Raw genomic sequence first — 18215 nt, 5'->3', positions numbered from 1 at the left:
GTCCGCACGAGCAACAGTTGGGCCGGGCCGGGGGCGCGGTGTGTCCGTCAGCGGCGGTCGTCGCGCCCGGTGAGGGCCAGGAGGCGCGACTGCAGGGGTGCGTCCTCGGGCATCGGAACGGGCGAGTCGAACAGGCCGCTGGCTTCCAGGGCGTCACGCTGCGGTTCGAAGACCGTCCAGACCGCGTCGACCAGGGTGTGATCCAGACCCTCGTCGGCGGCCGTGGCCCTGGCCAGGTCCCAGGAGTGGATCGTCACGTCGGACACCTGCTCGCGCAGGTAGTCCAGCACCGTGACGGTGTCGTAGGAGAGCTGCACCGGGGCGTCCGCCTGCGCATCCTGCCAAGCCTCCGTGGCGCGTGCCGAGTAGGTGTGCCACTCCGCGGCGAGGTCGTCGCCGAGCGGTTCGACCTGACGCCTGGCCTCGGCGAGGGTGAGGCCGGCCAGGAGCGGCGGAATCCACTGCTGCTCCTGCACGACGTGGCGCACGAGGTCACCCACATTCCACTCGACGTCCGGGGTCGGGGCGCTCCAGTCGTCGATGGCGGCCACGCGCACGCTGAATTCATGGTGGGCCTGCTTCTGCAGGGCGAACCAGTCGATGTCGGCTGTGCCCGGTGACGCGTCCGTCATGGCCGTCGAGGATGCGGTTGTGCTGTCGGGGTCTGTAGTCACTGTGTCTGTATTCACGCAGGGCTCAATTCTGTGCTGGTCACGCGTCATCCGCCGAGAACTGATCGTCTCTGTGGGTGTAACGACATCGTGGCCGTGGACATTCCTTGCCGTGCGGGCTGATGTTACGGGTTGCGGAACCCGGTCAGGGTACCGCCGGTGGCGCGCACGCTGAGGTTGAACAACACCGCGTAGATGGCGCCGGAACCCGTCACAAGCACCGTGTTGAGCACCACGACGGCGGCGGCGAAACCCGCCACAGTGTTGCCGTCGAGGATCACGCTGAGGTCGAGCGTCTTCGTCGTGAGGTTCTCATACGAGGAGGTGAGGGTCTTCACCACGTCGGCGTCGCCCAGTAGCTGGGCGACGCCGAAGATGAACGCCACCGTCACGACATTCAAGCACACCGATACCACCAGGGCGAGTTTGGTGCTGGACCACACCCCGATATGGGCGAGGGTCAGCTGCATCTGACGCGTGGGCGTGCCGTGCTCCGCCTTGCGGGCGAGCTTCTCGGCCACGTCGGTCACCGGGTCCCCCCGCCCGGTGCCTCCGTCTGGCCGGGCAGGGTCCCCCGGACCACGCCCTCCCACCGTCCGGCTGAGTTCCCCCGAACTGACCGTCGCCGAATCGTGTTCCCCCGAGTGGCTCTGTTCCCCTGGCTTCCGAGCCGTACCGCTGCATAATTCCCCCGAACCGGTTATCCCCTTAGCTATGAATGTCCGGGAGGTGCGGATTCGTCTCACTCGACGTCAGAAACTTTTTCCGTCGATTCGGCGTGCAGCACCCTGGCCGCCCGGACCGGGCAATAGATTCGTGAGTGACGCAACGCCGCAACGGCGCCGCCGTCTCCGTTTGAAAAGAGGAACCCATGTCCGGTGCCATTGCCGTGATGCAGCCACGCGACCTGCCCGCCGCGAGTTTCGTGTCCTTCGCCCGGCGCGCGGAGGAACTCGGTTTCGACGAGATCTGGGTCGTCGAGGATTGCTTCTTCCGCGGCGGAATCGCCCAGGCGGCGGTGATCCTCGCCGCCACCAGCACCATCGTCGTGGGCATCGGCATCCTGCCCGCCGCGGCTCGGAACCCCGTGTTCGCGACCCTGGAGGTCTCGACCCTGGCCGAACTCTTCCCCGGCCGGCTGCGGGTTGGCGTGGGCCATGGCATGCCCGGCTGGATGAGACAGGCCGGAATCTGGCCGGCCAGCCCCCTGGGCATGCTCGCCGAGAATCTCGATGTGATGCGCGCCCTCCTGGGCGGCGCGAGCGTGACCGAGTCCGGCCGGTACACCCGGGCAGATGCTGTGAGCCTGGCCAGGCCGCCGGCGAGCGTTCCGCCAGTCCTCGCCGGGGTGCGCGGACCCAAGTCGCTCGCCCTGGCGGGCGGGGCCGCCGACGGAGTGGTGCTGGCGGAACCCGTCACCCCCGAGTACCTGGCAGAGGCCCTGGCCGCCCTCGACGCCGGGCGCGCTGGCGAGCCCTCCGCTTTCGGCTTTCCCGGCATCCGCCCGCCCGCCCCGGCGCCAGCGGCACGGCACGTGGTCGCCTACAACGTGGCCGCGGTCGACGAAGACCCCGGGCGGGCCAGGGACGCGGCGCGCGCGGCACTCGAGTGGATCGGAGAGGCGGACTGGGCTCCCCACATCCGAGTGCTCCCCTTTGCGGCCGAGTTCACGGCCCTGCGGGCGTCGAGCTCCAGCCGCGGCGAGTTCGCCCGTGCCCTGCCGGACTCCTGGGTCGACCAGCTGGCCGTCGTCGGCACCCCCGCGGCCGCGCGCCGCCGGATCGACGAGCTTCACGCGGCCGGGGCGACGAGCGTCGTCCTGATCCCGGCCAGCGACGACCCTGTGAATGCGCTGGAGTCGCTGTCCGCGGTCCTGTCCGCTGACCCGGCCGACGCCTAGGCTGGGGAACCCGCACAGAAGGAGAACGCACATGGGATTCCTCGATCGCCTCTGGGGCCGCCCCGAAGAGCCCGAACAGCCCCGGCGCAGCTCAGCCCCGGGCAGCACGGAAGCACCTCGCCGCACGGAGGATGAGATCGCGGTGGAACGTTATCGGTACCTCCTGCGCACCGCACCGCCGGAGACCATCGAACAGGTGCACACCGAGGCGTTCAGCAAGCTCACGGACGAACAACGTGACCTGCTTTTCCGCCAGCTCACGGACAACGCCATGGAGGGGGAACGCCCTGCCAACGCGGAACCGGCCACTCTGGCGAAGTCCGCCACCCGAGCCGAGCTGCGCCAGCCCGGCACTCTGGACCGCGCCTTCGGCGGCGACCAGGCCGGCGGCCGCCAGGGCCCGGGCTTCGGCAGCATGCTCGGCGCCTCCCTGCTCGGTACTGTGGCCGGGTACGTCGTGGGCTCGGCCCTGGTCAGCACCTTTCTTCCCGATGCGGGCGGCGAAGCGGATGCGTCCGCCGATGCGGGATCCGAGGACGCGTCCGCCGACCCGGGTTCCGACGCCGGCGGCGACGCCGGGGGATTCGGCGACTTCGGCGGCGGTGACTTCGGCGGTGACTTCGGCTTCTGACCACCCGTTCGGCCCCGTCCGGCCGTGCAGCCGTTATTATCGAATGTAGTTTCGAACTCTCGCGGCCTGGGCGGCAGAAAGGTGCGCTGCATGAGCAAGCAGGACGGCAGTGACCGGCAGACGACGGGGATCGACGTCGATGACAGCACGGCCACCATGCTGCACATCGACATGGATGCGTTCTTCGCCTCCGTCGAGCTGCTTGACCACCCCGAGCTCGCCCACTTGCCCGTCATCGTGGGTCACCGTTCCGGTCGCTCGGTGGTGACGGCGGCGAACTATGTGGCCCGCAAGTACGGCGTCAACTCGGCCATGCCCATGGCGATCGCTCTGCGCCGCTGCCCGGCCGCCGTGGTACTCGAACCGCATATGAGCAGATACGCGGAGGTGTCCCGGCAGGTGATGGGCATCTTCGCCGACATGACCCCGCTGGTCGAGCCGCTCAGTATCGACGAGGCCTTCCTCGACGTCGCCGGTGCCCGCCGCCTGCACGGGTCGCCCGCCGAGATCGCGCAGAAGATCCGCGCCCGGGTCTTCGCCGAGACCGGGTTGACCTGCTCGGTGGGAGCCGCCTCCACGAAGTTCGTGGCCAAACTGGCCTCCGGCCGGGCCAAGCCCGACGGCCTGCTGGTGATCCCCGCCGACGACACGATCGGGTTCCTGCATCCGTTGCCCGTCGGAGCGCTCTGGGGCGTCGGGGCCACGACCGAACAGGCCCTGCTGGCGCTCGGGCTCCGCCACGTGCGCGACATCGCCCACGCCTCCCGCGAGACGCTCGAACGCGCAGTGGGGGTGGCCGGCGCGCAGAAGCTGCACGACCTGTCCTGGGGCATCGACCACCGCTCGATCAACCTGGAGCGCGAGGAGAAGAGCATCGGACACGAGGTCACCTTCGAACACGATGTCACGGATGTCGCCCGGTTGCGCAGCGAACTGCTGCGGCAGTCGGACGCCGTGGCTGCGAAGCTCCGCGGCAACGGTCTCGTCGCGCGCACCGTGGTGCTCAAGCTGCGGTACGCGGACTTCAGCACCGTGACCCGCTCCCGCACCCTCGCCGACCCCACCAACGTGGGCCGGCGCATCTACGAGGAGGTCGCCGCGAGCTTCGATGTGCTCGCCGCGCGGGGCATCCGGGTGCGCCTTATCGGGGTGCGTGCCGAGCAGCTGGGCAACGGCGACGGGTCCGGGCTCGGCCTCTGGGACGACGACGACGATTGGCGGGAGGCCGAACTGGCCGTCGACACCGTCACCGCGCGCTTCGGGCGGGGCATCGTGCGCCCGGCCTCCCAACTGGGCGGGGGCAGCGCGCCGAAACGGGACGTGCACCCGTTCGGTACTCCGGATGCCGGACCCGCGAGTCGGCCGGATCAGCACCGGCCGTGACCTGCGGCCGTGACATCCGGCCCGGCGCGGCGGCCTGCTCCTGACCGGTTCGGGGGAGTGGGGGTAGCCTTTCAGTATTACTAATCTCGCCTTGAAGCTCGCAGAAAACGCTCGGTACATCGGTGTGCGGTCCGCCTACGGAGACCCCGTGCAGATCGAGGGCGTCACGATAGTGCCCGTCGCCCTCGTGCAGTACGGCTTCGGCGGCGGCGGCGAGGGCGACGACGCCGAGGGCGCGGCGGGCGGCGGCGGCGGGGGCATGGCCATCCCGATCGGTGCCTACGTGAAGTCGGGCGGGGCCGCCCGGTTCGAGCCGAACGTGATCTCCCTGCTCGCCGTCGGCATCCCCTTCGTGTGGGTGAGCGGCAAGGCCATCGCGCGCATCATCCGCGCGCTCAAGCGCTAAGCCAGGGCCAGCACGCCCCGCGCGGGGGAGCGGAAACCGCCTCCCGCCGCTTCGCCGTACCCGCAGCCGGTCTATACTCGAATCGAACACGGGAGTCCGGTGAACCGGGCTGAGAGGAAGCTACTTCAGCTTCGACCGTCGAACCTGATCTGGATCATGCCAGCGCAGGGAGGCTTCTCAATCCCGTGCCCTGTATTCATCTACGGAAAGGGCACGACCAGTGCATGCATCAACGAACCGTTTGACCGCGTCGACACCCCGCACGCCTCGCGTGCTGAAATGGCGCGTCGTGGACATCGTCGTGGCCAGCGTCATCGGCGTCGCCAGCGGCGTCATCTTCTGGGCGTGGGGACTGGCCTGGTCGCCGCTCAGCGCCCTGCTCGCCTTCACCCCCGGCCTGGAAGGACTGCTCGCCGGCGGCTGGCTGTTCGCCGGCGTTCTCGGCGGACTGATCATCCGTAAACCCGGAGCGGCCGTCTACACCGAGGTCGTCGCAGCGGTCGTCTCCATGCTGATCGGAACCCAGTGGGGATTCTCGACGCTGATCTGGGGCATCATCGAAGGCCTCGGGGCCGAGATCGTCCTCGCGCTCTTCCTCTACGCGAACTGGCGGCTGGGCGTGGCCCTGCTGGCCGGCGCCGGCGCCGGCGTGGCGGTCGGCCTGCTCGACACGACCTTCACGAGTTATGCCGCCCTCGACGTCGGCTACAAGGCCGTCTACATAGTGTCCGCCGTCGTGTCTGGCACCGTGCTCGCGGGCCTGCTGTCCTGGCTTGCCGTGCGGGGATTGGCCCGCACGGGCGCGCTCAGCCGGTTCGCGGCCGGTCGGGAGGCGAGCCGGGTCGGCCTGCCGGTCCAGAACCTGCCGGACCAGAACCTGCGGGACCAGAACCTGCCGGACCAGGACGGGTCTGGCCAGAGCACTCTGCGGCAGACCGAAACCCCGTCGCAGACCACGCGGTGAGGGTGGGCGGATGCCTGCTCCGACGCCGCGGGATGAGCGCGTGACCGGCGCGAGGGTCACGGCCTCCGGCTGGGGCTGGCGGCACGCCGGACGCAGCCGCCCGGCGGTCTCCGGACTCGATCTCGACATCCGCCCCGGCGAGCGGGTCCTCGTGCTCGGACCCAGCGGGGCCGGGAAGAGCACCCTGATGCACGCCCTGGCCGGGGTGCTCGGTGACGACGAAGACGGCGACGAGACCGGCGAGCTGCTCATCGACGGGATCCGGCCGCGTCAGGCGCGCGGCCGGGTCGGTCTCGTGCTGCAGGACCCCGACTCGCAGGTGGTCCTGGCCCGCGTCGGCGACGATGTCGCGTTCGGCTGCGAGAACCTGGGTGTGCCCAGGACCGAGATCTGGCCGCGGGTGACCCAGGCCCTCGACGAGGTCGGGCTGGACCTGCCCCTGCGGCATCCGACCAGCGCGCTCAGCGGCGGCCAGAAACAGCGGCTGGCCCTGGCCGGCGTGCTCGCCATGCGACCGGGCCTGGTGCTGCTCGACGAACCGACCGCGAACCTCGACCCCGAGGGCGTCGTGGAGGTGCGCGATGCCGTGCACCGTTCGGTGCGGGCCTCGGGCGCGACCCTCATCGTGATCGAGCACCGGGTGGCGGTCTGGCAGGACATCGTGGACCGCATCATCGTGCTCGACCCGGCCGGCGGCATCTTGGCCGATGGGGCCACCGCATCGGTGCTCACGGCGGAGGGCGCCCGGCTGGCGGCCGCGGGAGTGTGGATTCCGCGCTTCCCGCCCGCTCGTCCCCGGCGGCGCCCGCTGCCCGAGCGCACCGGCGAGGTGCTCCTCAGCACCGTCGGTCTCGCCGTGGGTCGGGTGCCCTTTGCCCGCCGGCAGCCCGTGGTGGTGGCCGAAGGGATCGACCTCGACGTGACGGCGGGCACCGCGACGGCGATCACCGGGCCCAACGGTGCCGGAAAGTCCACGCTCGCGTTGACCCTCGCCGGGCTCCTGGCACCGGCCGAGGGACAGCTGACCGCCACGGCCGCCCTGACGGCAGTCGCCGCAGGCGGCCCAGTGCGCGCAACCGGACGCGGACCCCGGCGCGGAAGCCTCCCGGGTGCCGACCCGCACTCGTGGCGCTCCCGTGACCTCCTCGAACGCATCGGCACGGTGTTCCAGGATCCTGAGCACCAGTTCCTGGCCGGATCCGTGCGGGACGAACTCGCCATCGGCCCGCGCGCCCTCGGCCTCGGCGACGTCGCCGTGGCCGACCGCGTCGACGGCCTCCTCGACCGGTTGCGCCTTGAGCACCTCGCCGAGGCCAACCCCTTCACCCTGTCCGGCGGCGAAAAGCGCCGGCTGTCGGTGGCGACAGTGCTGGCCACACGGCCCCGGCTCCTGATCCTGGACGAACCCACCTTCGGGCAGGACTCCCGCACCTGGTCGGAACTGGTGCGGCTGCTTGCCGAACTCCTGGACACGGGCACGGCCGTGGTCGCCGTCACCCACGACGATCACTTCGTCGACGCCCTCGCGGATGCCCGCTTCGTGATGGCGCCCGCAGCCGGCCCCGCATCGGCCGGCGCGATCTCGACGGGCACGATCGTTCCCGCATCCGCTCCGACGCCGACGACAGCGGCCGAGACGGGTGCGCCATGAGCATGATGACCCCCGAGATCCGGCCCAGCGCCATCGCCCGGGTGAACCCGGTCGCCAAACTCGCCGTGGCCCTCCTGATCAGCTGTGCGTTGATGCTCTCCATCGACTGGGTGTCGGCGGCGACGGCGCTGCTGCTGGAGGCCGTGCTGCTGGCCTGGTGCGGGCTGAACGCCCGGCAATTCTGGTTGCGCACTGCCCCGGTCTGGATCGCCGCTCCCTTCGGGATTCTCACCACGGTCCTCTACGGGCAGGATTCCGGTGCGGTGCTCTGGGGCGCCGGCCTCGTCACGATCACCGAGGGGTCGGTGGCGCTCGGACTCGCGATCGGTCTGCGGGTGCTGGCCATCGGCATCCCGGGCATTGTGCTGCTCGCCACGACCGACCCGACCGACCTCGCCGACGGCTTGGCGCAGGTAGTACGCCTGCCCGCCCGATTCGTGCTCGGTGCCCTGGCCGGTCTGCGGCTCGTGGGCATGTTCATCGACGACTGGCACTCGCTCGCCCTGGCCCGACGGGCCAGAGGGGTGGGCGACGGCGGCGGACTGCGCGGCCGGGCGCGCCGGTTCGCCGGCTTGGCGTTCGCCCTGCTGGTGCTGTCGGTGCGCCGGGGCAGCAAACTCGCCACGGCCATGGAGGCCAGGGGCTTCGGCAGTGACGAACCGCGCAGCTGGGCTCGGGAATCGGTCTTCGGCCGCCGTGACGTCGTGGTCGTGGCCCTGGGCCTCGCCATCGCCGCCGCGGCGATCGCGGCGGCCGTGCTGGCGGGAACGTGGCGTTTTGTCCTCGCCTGATCTGAGCGCTGCGGTGGCGGTGCCGCCCGGCTCCGGCGCGCCCGCCGATGCGACGGGTAGCGGCGCCCTACTGGCCCCGGTGCTTCACGCGGTGCGGGCCTTCGGCCGCCACCGGGCGGGTGGGCGGGCCGTGGTGCTCATCGACGGTCCGAGCGGGGCGGGAAAGAGCACCCTCGCGGATGCCCTCGTGACAGCCTGGCCGGGACCGGTCGCGCCGACCATGGTGCGGCTCGACGACATCTATCCGGGCTGGGCCGGGCTGGAGGCGGCGATCGAGCACATCCGCACGCAGGTCCTCGTTCCCCGCCGCGACGGGGCCCCGGCCCGGTGGCGCCGGTTCGACTGGGGGAGAGAGGCTGCGGCCGAGTGGCACGCCGTGCCCGCCGACCGGCCGCTGATCGTCGAGGGTTGCGGCACCCTGGCCCGTGCCCACGAGTCCGTGAGCGATGTGCGGGTGTGGCTGGATGCCGACGACGGCATCCGCAAACAGCGCGCCCTGGCCAGGGACGGCGGGGTGTTCGAGGCGCACTGGGACCAGTGGCAACAGGATTGGGCGGGCTACCGCGACCGGGAGACGCCCGAGCGGCAGGCCACGGTGCGGCTGCTGGCCACGCCGCCGCGCTCTGGCCCTCAGTCGGCTGCAGCGGACACGCCGTGGAACCCAGCCGAAAACGCGTCTCCGCAGTAAGTTGGGGGTATGACAACACCCCAGAGTGAGAACACCGAATACACCGTCGAGTTCGTGGACGGCCCCCTGGAGGGTCAGACCGACACCCGCGTGCTCCTGCACGGCAAGCACGACGAACGCATCAGCATGGTCGCCGCCGTCGACAGCATGGAATCGCTGTTCTGGTACGACGAGGTCGACGCCCGCGAGGTGCAGGGCAAGCTGCACGTGCGCTACGCCTTCGACTCCAGCGACAGTGACCCCGTCGAGTCGAACGACGAGCCCGATCGGGGCTCAGCTCTCTAACACCACAGCAGGTCAGCGCCGGTCCCGGGATACCCGGGCCGGCGTTTGCTGTATCGCCGCTCTGTCATGTCGGCGCCGTGTTGTGTGGGCGCTGCCGCTCGTGTGGGCGCCGTGTTGTGTGGGCGCTGCCGCTCGTGTCGGCGGGGTGCTACTGGGCGTCGATGAGCGCGGTGATCAGCGGAATCGGGTGCAGCAGGCGCCAACCCGGACCGGGGTCGGTGAGGCTGCTCTCCAGTTTGAGGTTCGACGAGACGCTCTCACCGAACGCGTCCACCGTGACCCGGCCGACACTGCTGCCCGCGCGGCCGGTGGCCACGGCGTCGAGGTCCACGACGGCTTCGCCCGGGGTGGCGGCCTGCCAGCCGAAGCGGGTCTTGGGCGTACCGACCACGGCATCGGCGGTGTCGCCCCACTCGGTCGTCAGGGTGGCGTAGGCGTCCCCCTGGGTCAGCACCGGCAGCTGGGTGACCCCCGCGCGGGCCGAAGCCATCAGGGCCGTCAGATCGGTGGTGAGCGTGTCGTAGTCGGGTTCGCCGAGGAACGCGCCCGCGAACGTGAAGGTCTCCGTGTCGACGGTCACCGCGGCGGTGAAGAGGAAGCAGACGCCGCCGGCATCCGTGTAGCTGCGCGAGATGCCGGTGATGCCCTCGTCGGGCAGGTAGGCGGTGGTGTTGTTGACCCCGCGTTGGCCTACCAGCGCCGAGGCGGGCTTGGCGATGATGTCCGCGATGACCGGGTTGGTTGCGGCGAGTGCCGCGATGCCGGCCAGGTCGGCGCCCGTGCCGGCGCTCCCGTCGGACAGCCCGTTCGCATCGACGACGGTCGTGTCGCCCATCCCGTTGGCGTCCAGCCACTCGTTGGCGGCGGCGAGGTACGCGTCGACGGAACCGAACGCCCACCGGGCGAGGGTGTCGGCATGGTTGTTGCTGGAGCCCAGGATCATGGCCTGCAGCATTTCGCGTTCGGTCCAGCTCTCCCCGGGGAACACGATGACGGTCCGGGCGTCCTCGGCGGTGTAGTCGAGGTAGTCCTGGTAGTCCGCGGTGACGAGCGAGTACGCCGGGCCGGCCTCGCCCACCGCGAGGGGCTTGGCGTCGAGCACCACGAGGGCGGTGATGATTTTGGCGGCAGATGCCATCGGCAGGGCTTCTGCGCCCCCACCGGTCGCGATCGGGGTTGCGCCCAGTGCCGCCGCGCCGTCGGTGGCGGCGGCCGTGTCGGCGTCGGCGGCTTCCGAGACCGGGGTGAGGGCCAGGATGCCGCTCGTTCCGGCGGCTGGAAGCGCCGGGGTGGATGCCGCGACCGGAGCGTCCGGTGTGGTGAGCGTCACAGCGGCGGTGGGCAGCGGGCCCAGCAGGGTGGCGGGTCCGTAGACTCCGATCATCAGGATCACGAGCGTTCCCACCGAGATACCGATCACACGGCCGGGACGAAATCTGCTCATGGTTCAGGGTAGCCGGTCCGGGTCAGGCCCAGCCGAGCTCGTGCAGCCTGTCGTCGTCGATGCCGTAGAAATGCGCGATTTCGTGCACCAGGGTCACGTGCACCTCGTCTCGGAGCTCCTCGAGATCGGCCACGATGGCCAGCAGGGGCTCGCGGAAGATGATGATGCGGTCGGGCATCTCGCCGAAGCCGTACTGGCCCCGTTCGGTCAGGGCCACGCCGTCGTACAGGCCGAGGGTGTCCAGGCTGCCGTCTTCGGGACGGTCCTCCACCACGAAGATGACGTTGTCGAGGCCATCGACCATGTCGTCGGGGAGCAGATCGAGTTCGTCGATGACGAGACGTTCGAAGTCGTCGTGGCTGAGCATGAGCATCCACTCAGCATGACACGCGTTAAAGCAGAAAGCCCCGGCCTGTTGAGACCGGGACTGTTCTGACGTGGGGTGAGTAACGGGGCTTGAACCCGCGACCTCCTGGACCACAACCAGGCGCTCTACCAGCTGAGCTATACCCACCATGTGCTGCTTCCCTCTGTCAGCGAAGGCAACTCAAGAATTCTATTACACGTTTGGGGCGAAGTTGTTCACAACGGCCGCTGCGTGCGATTTTGCTTCGGCACTCGTGGGTCCGGGGTCGGCCACGAAGACGCTCTGGCGGTAGTACGCCAGTTCGCGAATCGACTCGAGGATGTCTGCGAGGGCCCGGTGGCCACCGTCCTTGGCGGGAGCGTTGAAGTACGCGCGCGGGAACCAACGGTGGGCGAGTTCCTTGATGGAGGAGACATCCACGTTGCGGTAGTGCAACTGCTTGTCCAGGCGCGGCATGTACCGGGTCAGGAAGGCGCGGTCGGTGCCGATGGAGTTGCCCGCGAGGGGAGCGCGCTGGTCCTCCGGCACAAAACGCAGCACGTATTCGAGCACCTGATACTCGGCCTCGGCCACGCTGACGCCGTTCGGGATCTCCTCGATGAGCCCGGACGAGGTGTGCATATTGCGCACGAAGTCGCCCATGTTCTCCAAGGCGGAGGCATCTGGCTTGATCACGATGTCGAGCCCGGGGTCGAGGATGTTGAGGTCGAAGTCCGTGACGACCACCGCAATCTCCACGAGTTCGTCGGTATTGATGTCGAGCCCGGTCATCTCACAGTCGATCCACACCAACCGGTCACTGCTGTTTGTCATGGGGCGAGTCTAGCGGTGGGCCCCGAGGGCTCATCGGGCCGGTTGGCTCGTAGACTTGCCCCGATGCTTACAACACTCGCCGTCCTGCTGCTCATCAACGCCGTGTGGAACGTGGTGGTCTGGCCGCGATTCTACAAGCGGGTCAGCCAGGACGACCGCGCCCGGGACGCGTCGGGCAAGCCGACGCGCTTCCTCATCGTGCACGCCGTGCTGGTGGGCGTCTCCCTGCTTCTCGCCGCCGTGTCGGCCGTCGTGGCCGTCATCGCGCTGGTCAACGGTTAGGAGCCGCACATGGACCTGATCTTCTTCTCCTCGGCGTTCTGCGAGCCGTGCCTGCAGACCCGCGCGATTCTCGCCGAGGTCGAACGGCTCGTCCCCGCCGCGAGCGTGCGGGAGCTGGACGTGGCCAGGGACAACGCCGAGGCCGAGGCGGCCGGCATTCGCAACACCCCCACGATCGTCGTGCGGAACGCTGCCGGTGACGAGGTGTTCCGCGCGTCGGGTGTGCCCACGCTCGCGCAGGTCCTGGTCGCGACCGCGAAAGCCCTCTGAACCGGTCCGTGCGACGGGTGCCCGACCTGCGGGCGAGGTCCGGTGCGCGACTGCGGTATCGTTGAAGCGCTATGCGCCCCCGTAGCTCAGGGGATAGAGCAGGAGCCTTCTAATCTCTTTGTCGCAGGTTCGAATCCTGCCGGGGGCACAGCACAACCCCGCCGGCTGGTCCGGCGGGGTTGTTTTTTTCTGCGGCAGCTCGGCGCACGGATGTGCAACGCGGCACTCGCACGTGAGGCTCCCAGCTCAGATATGGCTGCCCTCGAGGTCTGACTTGGTAGATTCGTGGCATGCGAGAACATCAGGCGCGAATCATCGCGGAACTGCACGTCACCCCGACTATCGACCCGGCTGCCGAGATCCGTCGCCGGGTTGACTTCCTCAAGGATTACCTGTTGGCCAGCGGCGCGAAGGGTCTGATCCTGGGCATCAGCGGCGGCCAGGACTCGTCTCTGGCCGGACGGCTCTGCCAACTCGCCGTCGAGGAGCTCACCGTGGAGGGGCACACCCCGCGGTTCGTGCCCGTGCGGCTGCCCTATGCGGTGCAGCGCGACGAGGACGATGCCCAGCTCGCCCTGGAGTTCATCGGCGCGGAGTCGAACCTCACCTTCAACATCCAGCGCGCCGTCGATGGCTTCGAGGCCGAGTTCGCCGACAGCACCGGCGCGCCCATGCCCGACTTCGACAAGGGCAACGTGAAGGCCCGTTCGCGGATGATCGCGCAGTACGCCATCGCCGGAGCCAACGGGTTGCTCGTTGTCGGAACCGACCATGCCGCTGAGGCCGTCACGGGGTTCTTCACCAAGTTCGGTGACGGTGGCGCTGACCTGCTGCCGCTGACCGGCCTCACCAAGCGCCAGGGCCGGGCCCTGCTGATGGAGCTCGGCGCGCCCGAACACCTGTACCTCAAGGCGCCAACGGCCGACCTGCTCGACGACAACCCCGGCCAGACCGACGAGGCCAACCTCGGCATGCAGTACGAGCACATCGACGACTTCCTCGAGGGCAAGGACGTCGACGCCGACGTGGCCGAAGCAATCGAGCGGCGGTATCTCAGCACCGAGCACAAGCGCCAGGTTCCGGCATCCCTCTTCGACGACTGGTGGAAGTAGCGGAGCAGACGTTGCCGTGACAGCAGAAAGGCCGGCCCGCTCGAGAGCGGGCCGGCCTTTCTGCGTGGTGGTTACGGGTTGGGCAGCGGAGCCGGACGTACCTCGAGGGCCTGCACGTCGTCCAGCAGACGCTGCGTCTCCGTGGACGGGTACGCCGTCCCACCCGCGGCCGGTGCGGAAGCCGACGCGGGAACATACCCGAGGGGCTGCGGGCTGGAGGTCGACGGCGTGGCCGGGGCGGCGTGCTGGTCGTGGTGCTGCTGAGCCACCCAGGCGTCCTGCTCGGCCAGGAGGTTCTTCTCCGTGGTCGTGTTCTGCGTCTTCCACCGGTCCAGGTCGCCCTGGAAGATCTTGCGGGCGCGAGACGGCTTGTTCTGCCAGTCGATCAGGCGGTCGCGGAACTCCACGAGAGCTGGCTCGAGCTGGTAGCCGAACGTGGCCGAGCTGCGCTTGAGCTCGGCGAGCTGGTGGGCGGCCCAATCGGCCGCGATGTTAGCGCCCTTGATGGGCAGCAACCGCACCTGGATGTCGGCCAGGCCGACGGCGCGGTCGTTCAACACCTGCTCCTGCGGAGTCAACGAGTTCCAGACCGACGCCTCGGTCGCGGCATCCACGATGGTGCCGATGGCCGAGGCCTTGAGCGCACGGTCGTGCTGGGCGATCAGACGCTTGATCGCGCCACGGGCGATCCAGGCAGCCAGGAGGCTGGCCACGATAATGGCGACGATCAGCACGACGGCGCTGAAAATCACGGGCTGGTTCCTGGTCGCTGAGAGCCAGGTTACGAAATCATTCCACCACTGCATGTGCGGAAGCGTACCGGCCAGAACCAGTGCGGGCCGGGAGCACCCACGGCGTGGCAGAACTCGCCACCCATTTGGCTACTGCCGGGCCGGCGCGATGCCGAGGGTGTCACGGCTGAACATCGCGGCGCCGGCTACGGCCGCGGGCATCGCCACCACGGCGACGAACGGGATGAGGAAGAGCAGGTAAGCGGCCGCCCCGAAGCCGATGGCGACCGGCCGGCGGGAACGGAGTGCCCGCCGCCGGTCCCTGAGGGTGTACCCGCGGGCGTCGAAGGCCAGACCGGTGAGCTCGATGCTCAGCAGCCAGCCACCGAGCACGGCTCCGAGCGCGGCCACGAGCACCGGTCCCACGAGCGGCACGAAACCGCCGGCGAGCAGCAGCAGGCCCACGCCGACGGCAGGCAGGAGCAGCCGCAGGGCGTCGCCGACGGCACGCCCCAACGAGCGCCAGAAGCCGCGTTGGACGGCGGCCGGCGGGTTGCCCAGCCTGGACTCCACCTCGGTCCAGATGCGCTCGTAGAAGGGGTCGCCCACCACCAGCGTCACCGCCGTGAACGTGTAGACGGCCACGAGGGCGGCCACGACCACGAAGACGAGAGCGGCTGCCACCCGGGTGGTGAGGATGAGGGGTTCGGCCCAGCGGTCGGCGAAGGGTGTGGCCCAGATCACGATGGTGTCGAGGTTGACCAGCAGCACGACGATCCCGGCCAGGTAGACGATGCCGACGAGGAACGCCGGCAACGCGCCGAGCAGCATCAGCCGCGGTGACGTGATCCACAGGCCGAACCCGCGGCCCAGGAACCCCGCGCCGGTCAGGAGATCGCCGAGCAGACCGCGTCGGGTGGGTGCGGCGGGCGCCGCCGGTGTGGCGGGGGAGCCGGCCAGGGAGCCGGCGGGAGGCGTGGCGTCGGGCCCGCCTGCCGCGGGTCTGGCGGCGGGCTCGGGCATCGACTCGGGCGGCATCGTGTCAGCGTACCGGTGGTCGGCCCGGCCCGGCCAGTCAGGTGGAGGGGCACACCTCAGCGGAAGCAGTCCGCGGCGTCGTCGATCCGCCAGAACGCTCCCAACTCGATGCGCCGCGACGCGCCGAGCAGCCGGCGGGCCAGGTAGCGTTCGGTGTCGCCGTGACCCGCTCGCTCGATGTGGCCGACCACGGCCCCCGATCTGTCGACCACACGCCACAGTCCGTCGCGAACGGACACGAGACTGGGCCCGTGACGGTGCGCGGGAGTGGGACGGGCACTGTTCGGGCGGGTGTCTGCTGACAACGTGATCATCGGGATCTCCACTGCGACGGCGGGTCTGAATTGCGGATGCCCTCACGGTAGAGGCGACCACCGACATCCGAACGGATGCCGGCAGCCGCCGTGGCCTCGTACTAGTTCATGCCGGCTAGTTCATGCCGGTGCCGTGCACGGCGTACGGTTCGATGCTGGCGATCTCGTCGGCGTCGAGGGCCGGTGCCTCAAGGGCGGCGACGGTCTGCTCGAGCTGGCCGATGCTGCTGGCCCCCACGAGCACACTGGTCACCTGCGGCTGGCGCAGGATCCAGGTCACGGCGAGCTGAGCGAGGGTCTGGCCGCGGTCCGCCGCGATGGTGTTCAGAGCGCGGGCGCGCTCGAGATATGTCTCGCTGAGCGAGTTCTCGTTGAGGAACCGGCTGGTGGCCACACGGGAGTCGGCAGGAACGGTGCCGCCGAGGTAACGGTCGGTGAGCAGGCCCTGGGCGAGGGGGGAGAAGACGATGCTGCCCATACCGAGCTGGTCGAGCACCGGGAACAGGCCCTCTTCGATGTGGCGGTCGAACATGGAGTAGCGCGGCTGGTGGATCAGCAGCGGAATCTTGTGCTCGGCCAGGGCGGCGTATGCGCCGACGGTCTGCTCCGGGCTGTAGTTGGAGATGCCGGCGTAGAGCGCCTTGCCGGACTGCACGGCCGTGGCCAGGGCGCCCATGGTCTCCTCGATGGGGGTTTCGGGGTCGGGGCGGTGCGAGTAGAAGATGTCGACATAGTCCAGGCCGAGGCGGCCGAGGCTCGCGTCGAGGGAGGAGAGCAGGTACTTGCGGGAGCCGAAATCACCGTAGGGGCCCGCCCACATGTCGTAGCCGGCCTTGCTGGAGATGATCATCTCGTCGCGGTACGGGCGGAAGTCCTCCGCGAAGATGCGACCGAAGTTGGTCTCGGCCGAGCCGGGAGGCGGGCCGTAGTTGTTGGCCAGGTCGAAGTGGGTCACGCCAAGGTCGAAGGCCCGACGTAGGATGCCGCGCTGGGTGTCCAGGGGGCGTTCGTGGCCGAAGTTGTGCCAGAGCCCCAGGGAAAGCGCGGGGAGCTTCAGGCCGCTCTTCCCGGTTCGGCGGTACGGCATCTCGGAATAGCGGTTCTCTGCAGCAGCGAAGGTCATGAAGTCACTCTAGAACCGCCCCTCCTCCACAGTGGAACAGTCAGTGCTCTTGACCACACGTGCGGATGCGATGGTGACGGGCGTGGGCTCGTGGCAGAGAGTGGACGGAGCGCGGTCCCGGGCCACGAACCCGGCACGAGGACTGAACCGGGGCCGCGCCTACCAGCCAACCGCCTCGTGCCAACTGGAGAGAGAAGTGACCGACACCATCGCCCTGACCGGAATTGTGGCAACCACCCCGCGCCATCTCGTCACCAGCTCCGGTCTGGCCATCACCTCATTCCGGTTGGCGTGCCGGCAGCGCCGGTTCGACCGGTCGAAGAACTCCTGGGTCGACGCCGACACCAATTGGTACACGGTGTCGAGCTTCCGGCAGCTCGCGCAGAATGTGGAACAGTCCGTGCGGAAGGGCGAGCATGTCCTGGTGACGGGGCGCCTGCGCATCCGGGACTGGGAGAACCAGGACCGCTCGGGAACCTCCGTGGAGGTGGAGGCCGATGCCGTCGGCCACAATCTCAGCTGGGGAACCACCAGCCTGGTGAGAAGCGTTCCGCCCGCTTCGGCCGAGCAGCCCGGTGCCGAGCAGCCCGGTGCCGAGCAGCCCAGCGGCGACCAGCCGGGCGCTGACCGGCACGACCGTGACCCGTATGGCGCAGCCCAGCCGAGTGCCGGCCAGCCCGCTGCGGCATGGCCGGCGACCGATATGGAAACACGACCCGCATAGACTCGTAGCCTTGGTCGCAGGGCGCGGCCCTGGGGGAGGACGACGCGTGGCCCGCATTCTCGACGCACATACCGGAACCCGACGACGGAGCGTGATCGGGGCAACGAACGTCCTCGGATCGCGCCTGACCGGATTGCGCCTGACCGGATTGCGCCTGGCCGGGGTGGGCCTGATCGGGTTGACCCTGGCCGGCTGCTCCGCCGCACCGGACGATCCCGCCGGCACTCCCACCCAGACGGCGGTCGAGACCCCGGACACGTCGGCGGCACCGGCTGCACCCGAGGATGCCGCCCCTGCCCTCGTCGCCGACGGAACCGCCGCCGACAACCTCGGCTACTTCGACTCGGTCATCGCCGCCATGCTCGCGACGGAACCGAACCCCGTCGGGCGCAGCTATATCGACGCTCTGGTGGCCGCCGGATTCGACAAGTCGGCCATGGAAGTGACCAGCGACACCACCACCAAGGGCGTGCCGGTCGACTCCATCCAGTTCTCCGTGCGGATCACCGACGAGTGCATCGTCGGGCAGAACGGCCCATCCTCAGGCGGTTACCACAGCATCGTGGCACCGACGCTCGCAACCGGAACGTGTCTCGTCGGAGCCACGCGCCAAATAGACTGGTAAAC

Annotated in this window: 23 protein-coding genes, 2 tRNA genes and 1 riboswitch; of the genes, 15 read left to right on the top strand and 10 right to left on the bottom strand. The window is 69.5% G+C overall.

Annotated elements, in window-relative coordinates:
* Positions 1–47: 47 nt before the first annotated feature.
* Both KY500_RS08485 and KY500_RS08480 read right to left on the bottom strand, forming a co-directional pair.
* Entirely contained in the window at positions 48–674 is a 627-nt protein-coding gene (locus KY500_RS08485; RefSeq protein ID WP_255579883.1) for a TIGR03086 family metal-binding protein, read from the bottom strand.
* Positions 675–796: 122 nt separating this feature from the next.
* A complete protein-coding gene (locus tag KY500_RS08480; protein ID WP_219903079.1) occupies positions 797–1201 on the bottom strand; it encodes a DUF3566 domain-containing protein in 405 nt (134 codons plus the stop codon).
* Positions 1202–1542: 341 nt separating this feature from the next.
* Between KY500_RS08480 and KY500_RS08475 the strand changes: the two genes are divergently transcribed.
* The 9 genes from KY500_RS08475 to KY500_RS08435 all read left to right on the top strand — a co-directional run bounded on the left by KY500_RS08475 (position 1543) and on the right by KY500_RS08435 (position 9370).
* Positions 1543–2571: an LLM class flavin-dependent oxidoreductase gene (locus KY500_RS08475; protein WP_219903078.1), complete on the top strand. Its 1029-nt coding sequence runs from the start codon at positions 1543–1545 to the stop codon at positions 2569–2571.
* A 31-nt stretch (positions 2572–2602) separates the two neighbouring features.
* Positions 2603–3202 carry a hypothetical protein gene (locus KY500_RS08470; protein WP_219903077.1) on the top strand — a complete coding sequence of 200 codons (600 nt, stop codon included), beginning with the start codon at positions 2603–2605 and terminating at the stop codon, positions 3200–3202.
* 90 nt (positions 3203–3292) lie between these two features.
* Positions 3293–4585 (top strand): DNA polymerase IV, encoded by a 1293-nt coding sequence (locus KY500_RS08465; protein WP_219903076.1) that lies wholly within the window; start codon positions 3293–3295, stop codon positions 4583–4585.
* Between the two features lie 76 nt (positions 4586–4661).
* Positions 4662–4991 (top strand): hypothetical protein, encoded by a 330-nt coding sequence (locus tag KY500_RS08460; protein WP_066596054.1) that lies wholly within the window; start codon positions 4662–4664, stop codon positions 4989–4991.
* Positions 4992–5069: 78 nt separating this feature from the next.
* Positions 5070–5180: riboswitch (TPP riboswitch) on the top strand.
* Positions 5181–5262: 82 nt separating this feature from the next.
* Positions 5263–5955, top strand: a complete 693-nt coding sequence (locus tag KY500_RS08455) for an ECF transporter S component (protein WP_370626912.1) — start codon at positions 5263–5265, stop codon at positions 5953–5955.
* Positions 5956–5965: 10 nt separating this feature from the next.
* Positions 5966–7606 (top strand): ABC transporter ATP-binding protein, encoded by a 1641-nt coding sequence (locus KY500_RS08450; protein WP_219903074.1) that lies wholly within the window; start codon positions 5966–5968, stop codon positions 7604–7606.
* Positions 7603–8397, top strand: coding sequence for an energy-coupling factor transporter transmembrane protein EcfT (locus KY500_RS08445; protein ID WP_219903073.1), 795 nt, complete (start codon positions 7603–7605; stop codon positions 8395–8397). Before KY500_RS08450 ends, KY500_RS08445 begins: the two co-directional genes overlap by 4 nt.
* Positions 8384–9085 carry an ATP-binding protein gene (locus KY500_RS08440; protein WP_219903072.1) on the top strand — a complete coding sequence of 234 codons (702 nt, stop codon included), beginning with the start codon at positions 8384–8386 and terminating at the stop codon, positions 9083–9085. Before KY500_RS08445 ends, KY500_RS08440 begins: the two co-directional genes overlap by 14 nt.
* A 9-nt stretch (positions 9086–9094) precedes the next feature.
* Positions 9095–9370 (top strand): hypothetical protein, encoded by a 276-nt coding sequence (locus tag KY500_RS08435; RefSeq protein ID WP_066596032.1) that lies wholly within the window; start codon positions 9095–9097, stop codon positions 9368–9370.
* A 148-nt stretch (positions 9371–9518) separates the two neighbouring features.
* Here KY500_RS08435 and KY500_RS08430 read toward each other — a convergent pair whose 3' ends face one another.
* From KY500_RS08430 to orn, 4 genes are all read right to left on the bottom strand, one after another.
* Positions 9519–10814, bottom strand: coding sequence for a D-alanyl-D-alanine carboxypeptidase family protein (locus KY500_RS08430; RefSeq protein ID WP_219903071.1), 1296 nt, complete (start codon positions 10812–10814; stop codon positions 9519–9521).
* A gap of 22 nt (positions 10815–10836) precedes the next feature.
* Complete coding sequence (locus KY500_RS08425; protein WP_066596026.1) at positions 10837–11187, bottom strand: metallopeptidase family protein; 351 nt, start codon at positions 11185–11187, stop codon at positions 10837–10839.
* A gap of 65 nt (positions 11188–11252) precedes the next feature.
* Positions 11253–11328, bottom strand: a tRNA-His gene (locus KY500_RS08420).
* 45 nt (positions 11329–11373) lie between these two features.
* Complete coding sequence (gene orn / locus KY500_RS08415; protein ID WP_219903070.1) at positions 11374–11994, bottom strand: oligoribonuclease; 621 nt, start codon at positions 11992–11994, stop codon at positions 11374–11376.
* Between the two features lie 63 nt (positions 11995–12057).
* On the opposite strand from orn, the gene KY500_RS08410 reads away from it, so the two are divergent.
* The 4 genes from KY500_RS08410 to nadE all read left to right on the top strand — a co-directional run bounded on the left by KY500_RS08410 (position 12058) and on the right by nadE (position 13658).
* A complete protein-coding gene (locus tag KY500_RS08410; protein WP_219903069.1) occupies positions 12058–12276 on the top strand; it encodes an SCO4848 family membrane protein in 219 nt (72 codons plus the stop codon).
* A 9-nt stretch (positions 12277–12285) separates the two neighbouring features.
* Positions 12286–12546, top strand: coding sequence for a thioredoxin family protein (locus KY500_RS08405; RefSeq protein WP_219903068.1), 261 nt, complete (start codon positions 12286–12288; stop codon positions 12544–12546).
* A 75-nt stretch (positions 12547–12621) separates the two neighbouring features.
* A tRNA-Arg gene (locus tag KY500_RS08400) sits at positions 12622–12694 on the top strand.
* Positions 12695–12836: 142 nt separating this feature from the next.
* Complete coding sequence (nadE, locus tag KY500_RS08395; protein WP_219903067.1) at positions 12837–13658, top strand: ammonia-dependent NAD(+) synthetase; 822 nt, start codon at positions 12837–12839, stop codon at positions 13656–13658.
* A gap of 71 nt (positions 13659–13729) precedes the next feature.
* Here nadE and KY500_RS08390 read toward each other — a convergent pair whose 3' ends face one another.
* The 4 genes from KY500_RS08390 to mgrA form a co-directional block, all read right to left on the bottom strand.
* Positions 13730–14410: a hypothetical protein gene (locus tag KY500_RS08390; RefSeq protein WP_219903066.1), complete on the bottom strand. Its 681-nt coding sequence runs from the start codon at positions 14408–14410 to the stop codon at positions 13730–13732.
* Positions 14411–14539: 129 nt separating this feature from the next.
* Complete coding sequence (locus KY500_RS08385) at positions 14540–15427, bottom strand: EI24 domain-containing protein (protein WP_219903065.1); 888 nt, start codon at positions 15425–15427, stop codon at positions 14540–14542.
* A 56-nt stretch (positions 15428–15483) separates the two neighbouring features.
* A complete protein-coding gene (locus KY500_RS08380; protein ID WP_255579882.1) occupies positions 15484–15639 on the bottom strand; it encodes a hypothetical protein in 156 nt (51 codons plus the stop codon).
* Between the two features lie 217 nt (positions 15640–15856).
* A complete protein-coding gene (gene mgrA, locus KY500_RS08375) occupies positions 15857–16864 on the bottom strand; it encodes an L-glyceraldehyde 3-phosphate reductase (protein ID WP_219903064.1) in 1008 nt (335 codons plus the stop codon).
* A 196-nt stretch (positions 16865–17060) separates the two neighbouring features.
* On the opposite strand from mgrA, the gene ssb reads away from it, so the two are divergent.
* Both ssb and KY500_RS08365 read left to right on the top strand, forming a co-directional pair.
* Positions 17061–17588 carry a single-stranded DNA-binding protein gene (gene ssb / locus KY500_RS08370; RefSeq protein ID WP_219903063.1) on the top strand — a complete coding sequence of 176 codons (528 nt, stop codon included), beginning with the start codon at positions 17061–17063 and terminating at the stop codon, positions 17586–17588.
* Between the two features lie 46 nt (positions 17589–17634).
* Entirely contained in the window at positions 17635–18213 is a 579-nt protein-coding gene (locus tag KY500_RS08365; protein WP_255579881.1) for a hypothetical protein, read from the top strand.
* Positions 18214–18215: the final 2 nt, after the last annotated feature.

The organism is Cryobacterium sp. PAMC25264, from assembly GCF_019443325.1.
Taxonomy (GTDB): domain Bacteria; phylum Actinomycetota; class Actinomycetes; order Actinomycetales; family Microbacteriaceae; genus Cryobacterium.
The sequence above is the reverse complement of the archived record's forward strand: the minus strand, read 5'-3'. Positions and strand labels throughout refer to the sequence as shown.

Excerpts from the sequence above, each read along its gene's own strand:
- KY500_RS08475 (WP_219903078.1), top strand. The coding sequence starts at position 1,543 with ATGTCCGGTGCCATTGCCGTGATGCAGCCACGCGACCTGCCCGCCGCG.
- KY500_RS08470 (WP_219903077.1), top strand. The coding sequence starts at position 2,603 with ATGGGATTCCTCGATCGCCTCTGGGGCCGCCCCGAAGAGCCCGAACAG.
- KY500_RS08465 (WP_219903076.1), top strand. The coding sequence starts at position 3,293 with ATGAGCAAGCAGGACGGCAGTGACCGGCAGACGACGGGGATCGACGTC.
- KY500_RS08450 (WP_219903074.1), top strand. The coding sequence starts at position 5,966 with ATGCCTGCTCCGACGCCGCGGGATGAGCGCGTGACCGGCGCGAGGGTC.
- KY500_RS08445 (WP_219903073.1), top strand. The coding sequence starts at position 7,603 with ATGAGCATGATGACCCCCGAGATCCGGCCCAGCGCCATCGCCCGGGTG.
- KY500_RS08435 (WP_066596032.1), top strand. The coding sequence starts at position 9,095 with ATGACAACACCCCAGAGTGAGAACACCGAATACACCGTCGAGTTCGTG.
- KY500_RS08430 (WP_219903071.1), bottom strand. The coding sequence starts at position 10,814 with ATGAGCAGATTTCGTCCCGGCCGTGTGATCGGTATCTCGGTGGGAACG.
- KY500_RS08425 (WP_066596026.1), bottom strand. The coding sequence starts at position 11,187 with ATGCTCATGCTCAGCCACGACGACTTCGAACGTCTCGTCATCGACGAA.
- orn (WP_219903070.1), bottom strand. The coding sequence starts at position 11,994 with ATGACAAACAGCAGTGACCGGTTGGTGTGGATCGACTGTGAGATGACC.
- KY500_RS08410 (WP_219903069.1), top strand. The coding sequence starts at position 12,058 with ATGCTTACAACACTCGCCGTCCTGCTGCTCATCAACGCCGTGTGGAAC.
- KY500_RS08405 (WP_219903068.1), top strand. The coding sequence starts at position 12,286 with ATGGACCTGATCTTCTTCTCCTCGGCGTTCTGCGAGCCGTGCCTGCAG.
- nadE (WP_219903067.1), top strand. The coding sequence starts at position 12,837 with ATGCGAGAACATCAGGCGCGAATCATCGCGGAACTGCACGTCACCCCG.
- KY500_RS08385 (WP_219903065.1), bottom strand. The coding sequence starts at position 15,427 with ATGCCGCCCGAGTCGATGCCCGAGCCCGCCGCCAGACCCGCGGCAGGC.
- mgrA (WP_219903064.1), bottom strand. The coding sequence starts at position 16,864 with ATGACCTTCGCTGCTGCAGAGAACCGCTATTCCGAGATGCCGTACCGC.